Genomic DNA, 15,633 nt, shown 5'->3' with positions numbered 1-15,633 from the left:
CTTTTGATGGTTGAACAGCTATATTTGTAGCCTAGTTAATGCTGATTTGAATTCATTTGCATCATATGCCACAAAAGGTATTGCAGATAATTTAATGATTTAGGTTGATTAGTTTTGATAATAGGTTTAGTAGAGCAAAAAGCCAAGTTGATTTTCAGCTTGGTTTTTTTATTATACGTCGTGCTATTTTAAAGGTTGTGTTTTGCAATGATTTTTTTGAAAAAATAATGCGATAAGTTATTCATCGAAAAAAAACGACGTTTTATCGATGTAGGCCGTGTATTATCCTTATTTTTGCGACTTCAAACGATTTATAAACTATGAAAACAATACGTACCCTGTTGTTGCTGGTTGGTTTGCTGGCATTATTCCCATTGGCTACCCAAGCCCAATCAAAAAACATTGCCGTAGGTCTACGCCTAGGTGAGCCTACCGGTATCAATGTGAAAAAATATCTCAGCAACGGAAACGCCCTAGACTTTGTTTTGGGCGGCAACGGATACGGATACCACCGTGGCCGACGTTACTGGCGCGACGAGTATGAGTACCGCCCCGGTCTCGTACTAATGGTCAACTACCTCTGGCAAAACCAAATCAGTGGTGTTGATGGGCTGGAATGGTATGCCGGTGTCGGTGGTCAAGTTGGCTCTCGCCGCTATTGGAACCGCCGTGAGCGCCGCGAATACCAAACAGGTAACCTCGGCCTTACCGGAATGATCGGCATCGAGTATTTCATCCCCTCTACCCCAATCTCTTTGGGTTTGGACTTGGGGCCCTATATCGAGCTCACTCCCGCCCCAGCTTGGGTATGGTTTGATGGAGGATTTAGCATCCGCGTCAACTTCTAACCCTGCCACAACTTTGTATAAAAAGCTCTGCTAGGCAGGGCTTTTTTTGTGCCAAATATTTGGTAATTTCGCTAAAATTTAAGCCAACTAGCCAAGACAATTGGCAGGTTTTTCGTTATATTGGGTGATATACCACATCTGAAACTATGGAACTCGTACAGCTCAAAAAACTAGTTCGTCAAGGAGAAGGTAAACAGCTGGAGTTCAAGCTAAAGGCGAATCACCCAGAAAAAATCATCCGCGAGGTGGTCGCTTTTGCCAATACAGAAGGCGGTATTTTGTTGATAGGAGTAGCCGACGACAAGACCATCAAGGGGCTCAAATACCCCCGTGAGGACGAATACGTCCTCACACGTGCCATCGAAAACCAATGTTTCCCCCCAATAGACTACCAGCTGGAGCGTGTCCTTATTGACGATACCCGCGAAGTATTGGTCTTTCATATTGCTAGGGGGGAGGTATTACCTCATTATGTAGCCGAAAATGCTCATACCCGCGCTCGTACGGCCTATATTCGGATAGATGACAAGAGCGTAAAAGCCAGTAGGGAAATGCGCGAAATTCTAAAAAGCGCCAACAGCGGGCGCAATTTTCAGTTTGAATTTGGCCAAAAAGAGCGTCTACTGATGCGCTACCTAGAGCAACACCAATCCATTACCGTTGATGATTTTGCCAATACGGCCAACATCCCTAGGCGGGTGGCTTCCCGAACCTTGGTGTTGCTGGTGCTCTCGAAGGTCCTGCAGATTCTGCCTAGCGAAAACCAAGATGTATTTCAGGTGGCCGATTCTTGAGCCTAGCCCCCAACCTGTTATTTATTTGGCTTCTAGTTTACGTTCTTGCTGGATGTGGTTTCTTGAAACCAGCCAACCAAAACCAATGGCCGTGAAAAAAGTAAACAACGCATAGATAGAAGCCGGAATAGCCATTGTTTGATTGTTGAGCATTAGTCGGCTTGTAGCGATAAAGATGGCCATTCCAGTGTTCTGTAGCCCTACTTCGATGGCGATGGTCATCTGTACTTTGGGAACAAACCCCAACCACGCCGCACTCCAATAGCCCAAAAGCATTCCAGCTATATTGAGCAAGAATGCAAACCCACTTACCTCCCAATAATCGCGGGTAGTCAGGCTGATGCCCTCTCCCTCTTCCAGAAAAATAGCCGCAATCATTACCAATGCCAAAATAGAAGGCATTGCGACCTTGAGCGGGCGCTCCAACCGAAGCGCCACTGTCTCGTTGCGCTGGCGGATATAAATCCCCAAGACACAGGGCAACACGGTAGTACTCATCACCTGCGCCAAAGTTGTCCAGAAAGGGAGCACTATTTCCTGCCCTTGGGTACTGTCCATCAAGAGCCAAAGCGCTGTTTTGATGATAACAGGGATGGTAAACATTGTGATAAAGCTGTTGACCGTAGTCATTGATACAGACAAGGCCAAGGCTCCACCCAGTAAGTGTGTGATGAGGTTAGATACGGCACCTCCCGGGCAGGCCGCAATCAAGACAATTCCTACCTGCAACTCCGGCGAAAGCCCCGAAATACGCGCAATCACCAAGGCTATCAAGGGAAGGAGTATGAGCTGACAAGTCAAGCCCCAAGCCAGGGCCTTGGGTCGGGCAAAGATATTGATAAAATCCTTTGTGGTGAGCGAAAGCCCCATTCCGAGCATAATCATCGCCAAAACAAAGGGTAGCAGAATAGTAGAAAAAAAAGTCGTAGCTATCATATTTGTATACCAGTGTACTATCGAATCAGTGTAAAAGTACCCTTGGTTTGAAACTTCTGCCCTCTCCGGTCTTCGGCTTCCGCCGTATAGATGTAGAGGTCGGCCTGCGCTTCGCGCCCGTTGATGGAGCCGTCCCATCCTTGCTCAAAGTCCGTTGTTTGGAACACCAGTTGCCCTGCACGGTTGTAAATCATCAGCCGATAGCTGGCTACAAACAATCCTTTGGCGGCAAATACATCATTCAGACCATCGCCATTGGGGCTGAAGGCATTGGGGAAAAATAAGCGGAAGGGTTGCTCTACCGTGACAATATTAGAATAAATCATTTGCCCGGCAGCAGCTCCACCTACAAGGCTGCGGATGCGATAGCGAGTAATTTGGCGCTCCGTGTCGATTACGTTTTCGATAAAAAAATTCAGCCCGCCGATGGGGATAGTTTCAAATACTTGGTCGTTTTCGTCAAGTTTTTCGACTACATAACTCTCAAGACTGCTCTCGGTATTGCGGTAGTCTGTCCACGCTAGGCTCAGTTGCAAGCCCGAAAGTCGCTCTATTCGCAAAGACACAGGACAGATAATTGGCGCAAATGAGGCTGTATTGCCGCAAACATTGGTATACCGGATTTGATAGCAAAAACGGTTGAAGCCATTGTTAAAATTGGCGTTTTCGTCTAACAATGTGGGTCGGTCGTCGGCCACGATAATGGTATCTATACGGGTTTCGTTGTTGCGGATATTGGTAGTGTAACGGATGACTTCATAGCGACGTATACCGGGCACCGCGCCTACTTGCCACTGCAAGAGCACACGCCGGTTGTCTTCTACACTTCCTTCGCCCTGTGTGATAATGGGGGGAATGGTACTAGAAAAGGCCCGCACGCAGCTGGTGTCTGACAGAGATTCAGCCATATTGACCCCTTGTGTGTTGACTTGTAGGCTATAACAATAACGCTCTGTACAGATAATGGCTGTATCGACATAGCTAGTCTGATTGACATTGTTGATGATGGCCAAGAGGTTGCCATTGCGCAATAAGATATACTCTCCGAAATCGGGCAGCGGATATACCGGCCACGTGATGGCGTTCTGACTGTCTTGGGCTTGAGCCTGAAGCCTTATAGTGGCTACCACAGGCGATACATTGGTGGCTCCACAAGCATCAAAAGCACGTACTCGGAAATACAAAGGCTGTGTGGTGTTAAGCGCTTCAGCAGTATATATCTGTGCGAAACCTGTGCCGGCAAAGCGGACTAGGTCTACAAAAGTTGTTCCGTTGTCAATGCTTAGCTCTACAGCATACACGAAGTTGCTGTCTGTAGGGAAACGTAGGCTGACCCTGTTGCTGCCCAATACCTGTACCTGCTCCAACAGGGGTTGCGTGATGACATTGATGGGGTTGATGAGTTGGGCATTTTCGCCACCACAGCCACCAGGCACATAGTTGCCCGTAACGCGCAAGGCAAAAGTTGCCGTAGAAGGGTAAGTATGTCGTATGGCTCCGGCATCGCGGTTGACCGTCTGTATGGGAGAGCCATCACCCCAATTGATTTGGTAGGTTTCGTACTGCCGGTCGGTGATTTCGAGCGATACCTCCCGCCCCTCACAGACTGTGGCGATAAACTGTGGTGGGGGTGAAGGCAAGACTTCGATGTATTCGTTGCGGCGGACACTGTCGCCTTGGCCACCTATGCTCAGGGCTTGGGTGATGGAATAACGTCCGGGGGTAGTATACGTGTGGGTAGTACGCGATACAAAGCCCTCTGCATCCGAAAATTTGTAGACCTTCGTGGCAGGGCTGCCGCTACAGTCCGTTACACTGATAGTAAAGGGAGCACAGCCGCGCTGTACACCATTGTCTACACCGGCTGCCGTAAAACAGGCTGTTTGGGCAAATACTGCCGTAAAACCCAACCAAAGCCAACATAGTGTTGAGACTAGAACACGACGCAATTGTATCACAAATGAGGGCATAAGTATCAAGTAGAGTTGCAATCAGGATGAAGGCTTGTAAGCAGCTTCTATTACCAACAAAAGTAAGCAATTTTTGTGCAAAGCAAGGAAGTAGGGGCTTTTCAATAAAACATCCACGTCCTTTGTTGCGTTGTTTGATGAGAAAGCGCTTCGGTGGGGAACTAATTGCTACCCGCTTTTGCTTCATTACAATACATCAACGAACACACAATCAATAAATTTTGATGCCTTATGAAAAAAAGCCTCAGCTCCCTCTTCCTGCTAATTGCCTTATTGATAAGCACAAACGCGCTTCAAGCACAAAAAGTAATCGAACCTAAGGCAAAACAAAGTCCTTTTAACATTACTACACTTCGTGTAAACGATACCTATCTCAAGATTACTTATGGGCAACCTTATAAGCGTAACCGCGAAATTTTTGGATCGCTAGTGCCTTATGGCAAAATATGGCGTACCGGAGCCAATGAAGCCACCGAAATCACCACCAACAAAGATATTGTGTTAGGGGGCAAACGCATCAAAGCCGGAACATATACGCTCTTCAGTATCCCCGAGAAAGACAAATGGACGATTATCATCAATAGTGATTTGGGCCAGTGGGGCGCTTATCAATATGATGAGAGTAAAAATGTAGCTATTTTTGATGTGCCCACAGAGCGTATCGATGATACCTATGAGGCGCTGACCATCGTGATTGAAGAAGCACAAGGTGGTGCACGTATCCTCGTAACTTGGGACCAGACATTGGTCAGAATCCCAGTAACTTTCAATTAATGATTCCGGATTGACGAGTTTAGATTGACGAATTCGGATTGAATCATCCATCCAAACTCGTTAGTTGTTTTTCCTTTTTTTCCAGACAATCGCCAGTCCCAATAGCGTCAACAATCCCCCTATTCCCAAGCCTATTATCCACCAAGTCAGGTTTTTAGACCACGATTTGAGGGTTGTAGTATTGAGGATAGGGGTTTTTAGTTGAGCCAACTCTACTTCTGAGCTAGCAAGGTCTAGCGAGTCTTTTAAGTTTTGGTAATAGCGTCGATACTGCTCGGCCTTTGGGTTGTTGTGCAGCCGTTCGTAAAGGGCGGCCAAACTTTGGTACGCCTCCATTGTCAAATCGGCGGCTCCTATTTCGGATGAAATTCGCAAACCTTTTTTGAAATACACCAGCGCTTGGGCTTCATCAGCTTGGTTGGCATACAATTGCGCTATGCGGTTGAGAGAAGCTGCCGTGCCACGTGGGTCACCAATTTTTTCACGCAAGTGCAGGGCTTGCAGCAGGTGTTCGAGGGCCAAAGTGGTTTTCCCCATTTTTTCGTAGATATTGCCTACATTACTCCGCGTAACTGCCTGCGTATAAGGATCATTGAGTTGTTGGGCGATATTGAGCGCCTCTAAGTGCTGGGCTAGGGCTTTTTCAGGTTGGCTGCGTTGGTCATATACGGCTCCAAGATTGTTGAGCGCCTGCGCGATACCGGCCTGGTAGTTGAGTTTTCGGCAATACTCCAGCGAAGCTTCAAAGTAGCTCAGTGCCTTATCAGGCTGGTTCAGCTGTTGGTATACTGAGCCAATATTGTTGAGCACGAGTGCGCTGCCATAATCATCGGCCAAGGTCTGATTGAGCTTATAGGCTGCCAAATACTCTTTGAGCGCCTCGGCATAACTAGCTGTGGCATAGTAGAGCACCCCGGTTTTGTTGTGTACATCGGCTTGACCTTCGAGGTCGCCCATTTTTTCAAAAACCACAAAAGCCTTTTGGTACGCATTGAGAGCCTCCTGATAGCGCCCTTCGTAATAACAACTCAACCCAATTCCGCTATGGGCGTAGGCTGTGTTGTATTGGTCATCGATGGTCTTGAAAATACGCAAAGCCTTTTGATAGGCTTGGGTAGCCTGTGTGTACTTTCCTAAGACTGTATAGACCTCCCCCATTCCGCGAAGGCTATACCCTTCGCCCGCTTCATAATCCAGCTTTTGGGCGGCTTTTAGTGCCTGTTGGGCATATTGAAGCGCCTTTTCGGGGCGGGTTTCGGTAAGGTAGAGGGTTAGTTGGTTCAGGATAAAGACCTGCTCAATAGAGGGGAGCATTTCGGGCAAGAGCTGTTCGAGCCGCTGTATGACCGCCTCATCAGTAGGCGCCTCATCAATAATACTTTGAATTTCTTCTGTGGAGATACGTTGCGCCAACAACGACGACTGTTGACAAAATACACAAAGAATGATTCCCCAGAAGAAGAGTATCCGGCTTATAGGTTTTGGTGTCATGGGCTTGGCCATTTCATAGGTGTCAATACATCCGAAAAATAGCCATACACTCAGGATTTTCCTAATTTTCAGGGCAGCATCTATCCACCGAGCCACTGAACGGCTTCTGCTTCGGTATCAAAAAAAGCGATGGTAGGGGGTTTGTCTATCAGTTTTAGTCCTTGTTGGATGACGGTTTCGTGTTGGTGGCTTTCTAAGCTAGTAGACCTGAGGACGGCCATCCGCAACTGCGCGCCCAACATTGCCGCCGCCAACGGGATAAACTCCTGTGTGAGCCACTGGATGTCTGTAGGCAGCGCCATTCCCGTGCGCTCACGTTGGTCAATCAGCCAGTTTTGCGCTTCCCGTTCCAATGAGAGCGAAAGTAGCCGGTGTAACCCTTCGCGATAATCAGCACCTTGGATCACCCCACGCCAGACTAAGCGCAGCCGTTTGGCTCCTTCATCGTGCCAAATGATTGTGTTGAGTGTTTGGTAAATACTCATACTACCAAAGATATTTTAGTAGAGCTTGTAGAATAGGTTTCTGTCCGGGTAAGGTCGGGACAACCACTCACAAGCTATTTGATACGTATCAGCCTCATTTTAGCTCCTTCTTCGGCTATCCCCCCTACCTCTTGATTAGTAACGATTACATAAACCTCTTCGTTGGGTTTTTTGAAATAGTATTTTTCTCGGGCAAATCGTTCGAGAGCGTTTTTGTTGCTAGAGAGGCGATTTTGCTGTGTTTCTATGCGTTTGATTTCTTTTTGATAAAAAACCTGTTCTCGTTGCAATTGCTCCAGCCGCTGTTTGCGTTCGCGTTGGGTGAAGAAGTCATTACTATCAAAAAAAAGCATCCATAAGATAAAAAGTACCGCACTGACAAAATAGAAGTTGCGCGCAAAGCTGGGCAACAGCCATCGTTGCCACGAAACCCCTTGTAGGCGTTCGCGCCAGTCTTGGGCTAGGGCACGCAAAAAAGCACTGGTAGAGATTTGTTTGTTGTCAGAAGAAGTTGCCATATACACAAGATAAGTTTTAGCCACGCGGCGCAATTGTTCACAAATGTACTGTTTTGGTTCAAAAATAAGAAGTTTGCCCTGCTTTTTATCCATATCTTCCTTTGGATGCCAAACAAAGCCGAATATAAAGCTGTTGTTATTATTTTGTGATTTTTTTTGTACATTGAGCGCGATTAACTCCCAACTATTTTATTAATCTAACCTTTAACACCTAATACTTATGCAAAAGTACCTACAGTTTATTCGTTACAGTATTTATCTCGCCTTGCTGGGCTTGGTACTCTGGCAATGTAAGCCCAAGGACGAAGAGGCACCATTAAGGGGGGAGTTTCTGGTAGAAGCTACCCTGATTAAATCTTATACCACCGCAGCGCTGAGAGCAGACTTGGCAGAGACCAGCGCAGACTTGGAGGCCTTTGGCCGCTTTTTGGTGTATGACATTGATGTGTATAAGGTGGTATACAATACCAAAGACTTCAACGGCAATGCAGTACAGGCTTCAGGGGCGATGATTGTACCGCGAGCTTCTGTGCCTGTGGGTTTGTTGAGCCAACAACACGGCACCATTACCAACCCCCAACAAGTACCCTCTAGCTACAATCGCCAGAGTGAGGCATTCCAAACAGGTAGCTTCTTGGCCTCTTCGGGATATGTACTTGCCGCCCCCGATTACTTGGGCTATGGTGTTTCGGCAGACCAAGACCACCCCTACGAAGTATCTACCATTACGGCCACCACCTGTATCGATATGTTGCGTGCTGTGCGGGAGTTTTGCAACATCCGTAAAGTAGCGCTCAATGGTAAGCTCTTTCTTACGGGTTATTCCCAAGGGGGCACAGCCACGATGGCCATGCACAAATACCTAGAGGAGAACCTCAGCAGTGAGTTTCGGGTAACGGCCAGTGCTCCCGGCGCAGGCGCACACAACAAAACCGCCTTTGCCAAGTATGTAGCCAGCCAAAACACCAATTTGGCTTTCTTATCTACCTACATTTGGGTGTTGAATGTGTATAACCGCTACTTCAACCTCAACCTGAGCACCACAGATGTGTACAATGCTCCTTATGCGGCCAATATCGCCGCCGTACCCAGCCCCCGCTTGCTCATAGGGCTAGCGCCGCCGGCCATCAGCCTAAACCCCACCATCTTGTTTACGGACAATTTCCGGAATCAGATTGCCAACGATACCAACCCTGCCCTCAATGCTGCCTTGGCAGCCAACAATGTGTTTGACTGGCGGCCTCAAGCGCCTATCCAAATGGTACACGGCACTGCCGACGACTATGTGCCTATTTTCAACTCCCAAGATGCGCTCAACGCCATGCGCGCACGAGGCGCTAACAATGTTGAGCTGATTCCTATCCCGGGAGGCAATCATTTTACTACTGTTCCGGCATATATCTTGAGCACTTACAGCTTTTTCAAGCGTTTTTAACGTAGTCTTTGTACCAACTATTTACGCACACAAGGTTTCTCCCTCAAAAGCGTATAGCCCACAGTTGTAACACGTTGGCAGGCCCAGTCTCCAAACCGCTCGCACGCCATTAGCATCCTATGTTTTATGGTGAATTGGACGAGACATCAATCACTGCCGGCGTGTTGCCTTGTTGAGGCCTTTTGAGTAGCCTCTGGAACAAATTACTCAGGACTACTTGTAGGCTAGGGCTTTGGCATCAAAGAAATCAAATTGGGTAAATACTCAAGTCCGGTGAATCTTGGCATAATTTGAGCAGAAATCTGTGTCTTTTGCGTTTTGGTTAAATGATGCAACTGCTTTCACGTTATTTTTTGAGTATCCCTCGGGTTTGTGCCTTGGTTTGGGTTGTCTGGGCGCAAGCCCTGTCTGCACAGTCTGCCGAAGACTGGCATCAGCCCCAGCATTGGCGTTGGCAGTGGGCCTGTGATTGGCTTCAGACCCAAGCCGCCATCCAACAAGAGGCCTTAGAAGCATTTACTCCCACACAACAGCGATTTATTGTTGCTATTGCTTTTCCCGAAATGTTGCGATACCATAGTCTACAAAATCTAGCCGAAACCACGACTCTACAGTGGCTCTATGTGCAATATGGTACTGCTTACGCCGACTTTTCTATCGGGGTCTTTCAGATGAAGCCCTCTTTTGCAGAGGCTTTGGAAAAGCTACAGCCCAAACTATTGGCCTATCCCAAAGTATCGCTGGAAGAACAACGCCGCCTACGCATTGAGCGCCTCAACGATCAACTGTGGCAGTTTCGGTACTTAGCAGCATTTTATCTTGCCCTAGAGGCGCGATATGCCCACAAAACCTTCGACAGCGAGTTGGCTAAGCTCCGGTTTTATGCGGCCTCCTACAACCTAGGGCTGGCAGCTCCCATATCCAAAGTAGATGCTTGGGTCAATCAGAGAGCCTTCCCACACGGCCTACGTTATGCCTACCGAGGCAATACGAATTATACCTTGGTGGCTGCCGCGTTTTTTGAGCAAGGCTGCTCACCTAAACGCTAACATCTTTCAACGCAACGCCACACAGGCTTAAGAACTTGTCTAAAATTCTCTTCATCGACACCAAAATCAGCTGTTTTGAGTGCCGCGCTGAAAATTTAGACAAGCTCTAATACCCATATCAAAAATCCATCTTGTTTTTTTATTTGGTTATTCCAAGTTCAGCGTGCAACTAAATAACCTTTGCATAGATACATGCGTGTTAGCAATAAAGTTTTAAAAAAAACAACCATAGCAAGGCAAACAGATGGTATCTACTTATTTTTAAGTATAAAGTTTTGATGAGTGCTTGCAAGCAAATTGTATTATTCGTACAATTGCATTGTTATGTACTAATTACCTTTACAAACTCTAAGCTCAGATGAGAAAACCCTTACTCTTGAGCATCCTGCTACTACTACTGGCAGGAGGCTTTTTCGGGCGAAGCTATGCCCAAAACCAAGCAGAGCGTGCCGCAATTATCTCACAATCAAATGTGGTGGCGCTTGAACAACTATCATCAACTTACGATGCGTTATATAGCCAACGCAAAGCTGAAGCTTACGCCATTGCCCGCCAAAAAGGCTGGGATATTATCCGCATTCACCCTGACGGAAACATTTCGGAACTACAATACATCCAAGAGGATGGTATCCCTATTTACTATATTACGATGAGCAATTTGGCCGCTGCCCAAACTACCCGCGCCAACCGTTTGTGGAGCGGAGGGGGAATGGGCTTGAACCTCAATGGCCAAGGAATGATTGTCGGTGAGTGGGATGGCGGCGCTGTCCGTGGTGCCCACCAAGAGTTTGGCAATCGTGTAATCCAACGCGATGGGGTGGCTTTTACCTCTCACAATGGCAACACCAACCACGCCACCCACGTAGCTGGTACTTTGATGGGCGGTGGCGTGCAGGCCAATGCCAAGGGGATGGCGTTTGAGTCTACCTTATGGGCCAATGATTGGAACAGCGACTTGGCCGAGATGACTTCACAGGCTTCTCAAGGTTTGATTCTTTCTAACCACTCCTATGGTTATCGTTCTGACCTTTTGAGCCAGTGGCAGTTTGGTTTTTATGATGCTACTGCGGCCAACTGGGACGAGCTAGCCTACAACGCGCCTTTCTACTTGATGGTCAAGGCTGCGGGCAACGATCGTGGAGCGGGCTACAACCCCGGTGGTGTGTTTGGCACTTCGGGCTATAACCTCATCACAGGCTCGGCTACTTCTAAAAACGTCTTGGTGGTGGCTGCGGTATCAGCTGTAACCAACTATACTGGCCCTTCAAGCGTAACCATGTCTTCTTTCAGCTCTTGGGGACCTACAGACGACGGTCGTATCAAGCCTGATATTTCTGGCTGTGGCGTGAGTGTATATTCTGCCTCTAGCAGCAGCAACTCGGCCTATGCTACGCTCTCTGGTACCTCTATGGCCAGCCCTAACGTAACCGGCACAATGACCTTGCTCCAGCAACACTACCGCAATCTCAACGGCGGCAGCTTTATGCGCTCAGCGACACTGCGTGGCCTAGTCATTCATACCGCTGACGAGGCCGGCACTACTCCCGGCCCTGACTATCGCTTTGGCTGGGGCTTGCTCAACGCCGAGAAAGCGGCTAATGTGATTACTCAGCGCGGTACGGCCGCCATCATTGCCGAAAACGTGCTCAATAACGGTAGTAGCTATACCATCAACGTAACTGCCAGCGGCAGCGGTCCACTTGAGGTAACCATCTGCTGGACGGATCCCAAAGGAACTCCATTGGCCAACAATACACTTAATTCTACATCGGCACGACTAGTCAATGACTTGGATGTGCGTGTAACCCGCAGTGGTACTACCACTTTCCCTTGGCGACTTGACCCCGCAGCCCCTGCCAACGGTGCTACACAAGGGGATAACTTCCGCGACAACGTCGAAAAAATCATCATCGACAATCCTGTAGCCGGAGGTGTATATACCATCACTGTAACACACAAAAACTCTCTACAAGGTGGTTCGCAGCCTTACTCCCTTATTGTATCGGGGCTACAACAAAGCGCTCCTAGCTGTGCTATCCCTAGCAACCTGAGTGTCAATGGTATCACTAACAGCGCTGCCACTCTCTCTTGGGCTGCCGTAACAGGAGCCAACACCTATGATGTGCGTATCCGCGTAAACGGTACTACTACTTGGTCTGACTTCAACGGGCGTACGACCAACAGCATCGGTTTCACTGGTTTGGCCGAAGGCACTACTTATGAGTGGCAGGTACGTACCAACTGTGCCAGCGGCAGCAGCGCCTACACTGCCAGCAACACATTCACAACAGCATCCAGCTGCGCCGCACCTACAGGCCTGAGTGTGAGTAATCTGACTAGCACAGGAGTAACCCTTTCGTGGAATGCCGTATCGGGAGCTAGTACCTATGATGTGCGTATCCGCGTAAATGGCAGCGCTACTTGGTCTGATTTCAATGACCGTACTACTAACAGTATCGCCTTTACAGGACTCACCGCAGGCACTACTTATGAGTGGCAAGTACGCACCAACTGCTCCGGCGGTAGCAGCGCCTATACTGCCAGCAATACCTTCACTGCGCCTACGGCAGCATTGACCTATTGCGACTCTCGTGGCAACAATACCAACGACGAATGGATACAGCGTGTACAAATAGGCAGCATCAACAACAACTCCGGCAACAATGGAGGTTATGCCAACTTTACGAACCTCTCTACCTCTATGGGCAGAGGCGCTAGCCAAAGCATCACCATCGTTCCGGGATGGCGCTCAACGGTATACAATGAAGCCTATGCGGTATGGATTGACTGGAACCAAAACGGTACTTTTGAGTCTACTGAGTTGGTATTCTCTCGTACCCGTACTACTGCTACCTCTGTATCAGGCTCCTTTACAGTGCCTACAGGCGCAGCATTGGGCGCTACTCGTATGCGTGTATCAATGAAATACAATGCCAACCCTACGGCTTGTGAAGTATTTACTTATGGCGAAGTAGAAGACTATACTGTCAACGTAACGGCTTCTGGCGCTAGTGTAGAAACGACAGCCCAAGCCCAAGGCCTGAGCAGCAGCGGTGTGAGTGTGATGCTTTACCCCAACCCTGCCCACGAAGTAGTCAATGTACAAGTAGAACAAAGCGAAGGTACCTATGCCTTGCGCCTCTACAATATGAATGGCCAATTGGTTTATAACCAAACCACGGACGCGCCTAGCCAACAAATTGATGTGCGTAGCCTACCCAACGGGGTATATGTGCTTCAAATAGAAGGGCGTGGCGGTATGCGCGAAGTTCAAAAATTGATGATTCGCCGCTAAACTACCATCTCATACGAGACCTTTTTCCGGCCACTGCCCCGTGCAGTGGCCGTTTTTTGTATATATGCCTTATTGGCCAAATCTTCCCTCAAAGGCCATAATTTGTTGCCATAGCGCTTCGGGTACTTCGGCCTTACGCAGGTTTTGGTAGTCATAAGCTACAATTTTGGCCCGCACCTCGGCAGCCACCCGCTGGTGGCGCTCACTGATGATATATTGCTCCATCCAAAAGCTATATGCATCAGGACGCTCAACCAATACCTTTGTTCCTACCCAAGCCGTGTCTGGAAAAGTAATCGGCAATTTATACCGACAATTGATTTCGGCCAAGATAGGCCCTGCCTGCGCGCTGTCTGTGGCTACTCGGAAGCCCAAAGCCTCGAAATACGCAATCCGCCCCGTTTCGGAGTACCGCAAGTATACCGTATTGTTGATGTGTTGGGCGGCATCCATTTCTCCCCAAGCTACCTGAATGGCTACTTTGGAGGCAAAGCCCTCCAGCAATGAATCGAGCATAGTTTTTTGGTTTGATTTTAATATTGTAAGAATTAAGCTTAACTTTGGCCACCTAATTTATAAACATTATTGCCATCCATTGGCCTAACCCCACACATATTTAAAACTTTATTTTAATATGGCGTATTTATTCACCTCCGAATCGGTTTCTGAAGGACATCCTGATAAAGTATCCGACCAAATCTCTGATGCCATTCTTGATGCAATGTTGTCTCAAGACCCTGCCTCTCGTGTAGCTTGCGAAACCCTCGTTACGACTGGGTTGGTAGTAGTAGCCGGTGAAATCACCACTAAGGCCTATGTAGAAGTGCCCGATATTGTGCGCGCTACTATCGAAAAAATCGGCTATACCAAGGCAGAATACCGTTTCGATGCAGACTCTTGCGGTGTGATGGTAACACTACACAGCCAGTCACCCGACATCGCTCAAGGCGTAAACGAAGGCCAAGGGCTTGACAAAGAGCAGGGTGCAGGCGACCAAGGGATGATGTTTGGCTATGCAACCAAGGAAACTCCCGAATATATGCCAATGGCTTTGGCTTTTTCACACCGCCTACTCCGCGAGCTAGCACGCATCCGCAAAGAAGAAAGCCAAACTATCCCTTACCTCCGCCCCGACGCAAAGGCTCAGGTAACTATCGAGTATAACGACAACAACGAGCCTGTACGCATCCACACGATTGTGATCTCTACCCAACACGACGACTTCGACAGCGAAGAGGCGATGTTGGCCAAAATCCGTAAGGATATGATCGAAATCGTGATCCCACGAGTAATCCCTGCCAACCTCATCGATGCCAATACTATCTATCATATCAACCCTACAGGTAAGTTTGTGATTGGCGGTCCTCACGGTGATGCCGGTCTTACTGGCCGCAAAATCATCGTAGATACTTACGGTGGTAAAGGTGCACACGGTGGTGGCGCTTTCTCAGGCAAAGATGCCTCTAAAGTAGACCGCAGCGCGGCTTATGCAGCCCGCCACGTAGCCAAAAACTTGGTTGCCGCCGGTGTAGCCGACGAAATCTTGGTGCAGGTAGCCTATGCCATCGGCGTATCGAAGCCCGTGTCGCTCACTATCAACACTTATGGTACTGCCAAAGTACAACTCAACGACGGTGAGATTGCTACCCGCGTATCTGAAATCTTCGATATGCGCCCCAAAGCCATCGTAGAACGCTTCGGCCTCACCAACCCTATCTTCTCCGAAACAGCTGCTTATGGCCACATGGGCCGCGAGCCTTTCACCCGCGAGGTAGAAATGATGATTGCTGAAGTAGAAGAAAACAACCAACACAAAACAGAAGTACGCCGCAAAGTGAAAAAAGCGGTAGAGTTCTTCGGTTGGGAAAGACTCGACTATGTAGACAAAGTAAAACAAGCTTTCGGTCTATAATCATTATCTAAAAGCATCTGCTGATAAGCCATCCCAAGTTGGGGTGGCTTTTTTTATGGGTCTGGCCTTATGATACCATAAAAATAAAATACTAGTAACTTCTTTACAACAAACACATAAAAAACT

13 protein-coding genes are annotated in these 15,633 nt (G+C 48.1%); 7 read left to right on the top strand and 6 right to left on the bottom strand.

The features are described from left to right. Positions 1 to 320 precede the first annotated feature (320 nt). Together G499_RS20880 and G499_RS0103335 are read left to right on the top strand one after the other, a co-directional pair. Entirely contained in the window at positions 321 to 848 is a 528-nt protein-coding gene (locus tag G499_RS20880) for a hypothetical protein (protein WP_051295866.1), read from the top strand. Between the two features lie 146 nt (positions 849 to 994). Continuing rightward, the gene (locus tag G499_RS0103335) at positions 995 to 1,642 is read left to right on the top strand and encodes an AlbA family DNA-binding domain-containing protein (RefSeq protein WP_026998774.1); all 648 of its coding nucleotides are present in this window, start codon (positions 995 to 997) and stop codon (positions 1,640 to 1,642) included. 21 nt (positions 1,643 to 1,663) lie between these two features. Here the strand turns inward: G499_RS0103335 and G499_RS0103330 are convergent, their stop codons facing one another. Continuing rightward, the gene (locus tag G499_RS0103330) at positions 1,664 to 2,578 is read right to left on the bottom strand and encodes a bile acid:sodium symporter family protein (RefSeq protein WP_026998773.1); all 915 of its coding nucleotides are present in this window, start codon (positions 2,576 to 2,578) and stop codon (positions 1,664 to 1,666) included. A gap of 17 nt (positions 2,579 to 2,595) precedes the next feature. Further along, on the bottom strand, positions 2,596 to 4,548 hold the full coding sequence (locus tag G499_RS20875) for a T9SS type B sorting domain-containing protein (protein ID WP_081413616.1): 1,953 nt from the start codon (positions 4,546 to 4,548) through the stop codon (positions 2,596 to 2,598). Between the two features lie 231 nt (positions 4,549 to 4,779). Between G499_RS20875 and G499_RS0103320 the strand changes: the two genes are divergently transcribed. Next, complete coding sequence (locus G499_RS0103320) at positions 4,780 to 5,322, top strand: DUF2911 domain-containing protein (RefSeq protein WP_026998771.1); 543 nt, start codon at positions 4,780 to 4,782, stop codon at positions 5,320 to 5,322. Between the two features lie 60 nt (positions 5,323 to 5,382). Here the strand turns inward: G499_RS0103320 and G499_RS0103315 are convergent, their stop codons facing one another. The 3 genes from G499_RS0103315 to G499_RS21425 all read right to left on the bottom strand — a co-directional run bounded on the left by G499_RS0103315 (position 5,383) and on the right by G499_RS21425 (position 7,816). Continuing rightward, positions 5,383 to 6,813: a tetratricopeptide repeat protein gene (locus G499_RS0103315; protein ID WP_161627684.1), complete on the bottom strand. Its 1,431-nt coding sequence runs from the start codon at positions 6,811 to 6,813 to the stop codon at positions 5,383 to 5,385. A gap of 80 nt (positions 6,814 to 6,893) precedes the next feature. Beyond that, on the bottom strand, positions 6,894 to 7,298 hold the full coding sequence (locus G499_RS0103310) for an STAS/SEC14 domain-containing protein (RefSeq protein WP_026998769.1): 405 nt from the start codon (positions 7,296 to 7,298) through the stop codon (positions 6,894 to 6,896). 74 nt (positions 7,299 to 7,372) lie between these two features. Continuing rightward, on the bottom strand, positions 7,373 to 7,816 hold the full coding sequence (locus G499_RS21425) for an FtsB family cell division protein (protein WP_081413625.1): 444 nt from the start codon (positions 7,814 to 7,816) through the stop codon (positions 7,373 to 7,375). 220 nt (positions 7,817 to 8,036) lie between these two features. Here G499_RS21425 and G499_RS18530 point away from each other — a divergent pair, with 220 nt between their 5' ends. From G499_RS18530 to G499_RS18520, 3 genes are all read left to right on the top strand, one after another. Continuing rightward, positions 8,037 to 9,251, top strand: a complete 1,215-nt coding sequence (locus G499_RS18530; RefSeq protein WP_035726298.1) for an alpha/beta hydrolase family protein — start codon at positions 8,037 to 8,039, stop codon at positions 9,249 to 9,251. A 326-nt stretch (positions 9,252 to 9,577) separates the two neighbouring features. Continuing rightward, positions 9,578 to 10,300: a hypothetical protein gene (locus G499_RS20870; protein ID WP_154658295.1), complete on the top strand. Its 723-nt coding sequence runs from the start codon at positions 9,578 to 9,580 to the stop codon at positions 10,298 to 10,300. 358 nt (positions 10,301 to 10,658) lie between these two features. Then, positions 10,659 to 13,595, top strand: a complete 2,937-nt coding sequence (locus G499_RS18520) for a S8 family serine peptidase (protein WP_051295864.1) — start codon at positions 10,659 to 10,661, stop codon at positions 13,593 to 13,595. A 69-nt stretch (positions 13,596 to 13,664) separates the two neighbouring features. Here G499_RS18520 and G499_RS0103285 read toward each other — a convergent pair whose 3' ends face one another. After that, entirely contained in the window at positions 13,665 to 14,111 is a 447-nt protein-coding gene (locus G499_RS0103285) for an acyl-CoA thioesterase (RefSeq protein WP_026998768.1), read from the bottom strand. A 118-nt stretch (positions 14,112 to 14,229) separates the two neighbouring features. Here G499_RS0103285 and metK point away from each other — a divergent pair, with 118 nt between their 5' ends. Then, on the top strand, positions 14,230 to 15,507 hold the full coding sequence (metK, locus tag G499_RS0103280) for a methionine adenosyltransferase (RefSeq protein WP_026998767.1): 1,278 nt from the start codon (positions 14,230 to 14,232) through the stop codon (positions 15,505 to 15,507). Positions 15,508 to 15,633 lie beyond the last annotated feature (126 nt).

This window comes from Eisenibacter elegans DSM 3317 (assembly GCF_000430505.1).
Taxonomy (GTDB): Bacteria; Bacteroidota; Bacteroidia; order Cytophagales; family Microscillaceae; genus Eisenibacter; species Eisenibacter elegans.
This window is presented reverse-complemented; position numbering and strand designations above follow the sequence as displayed.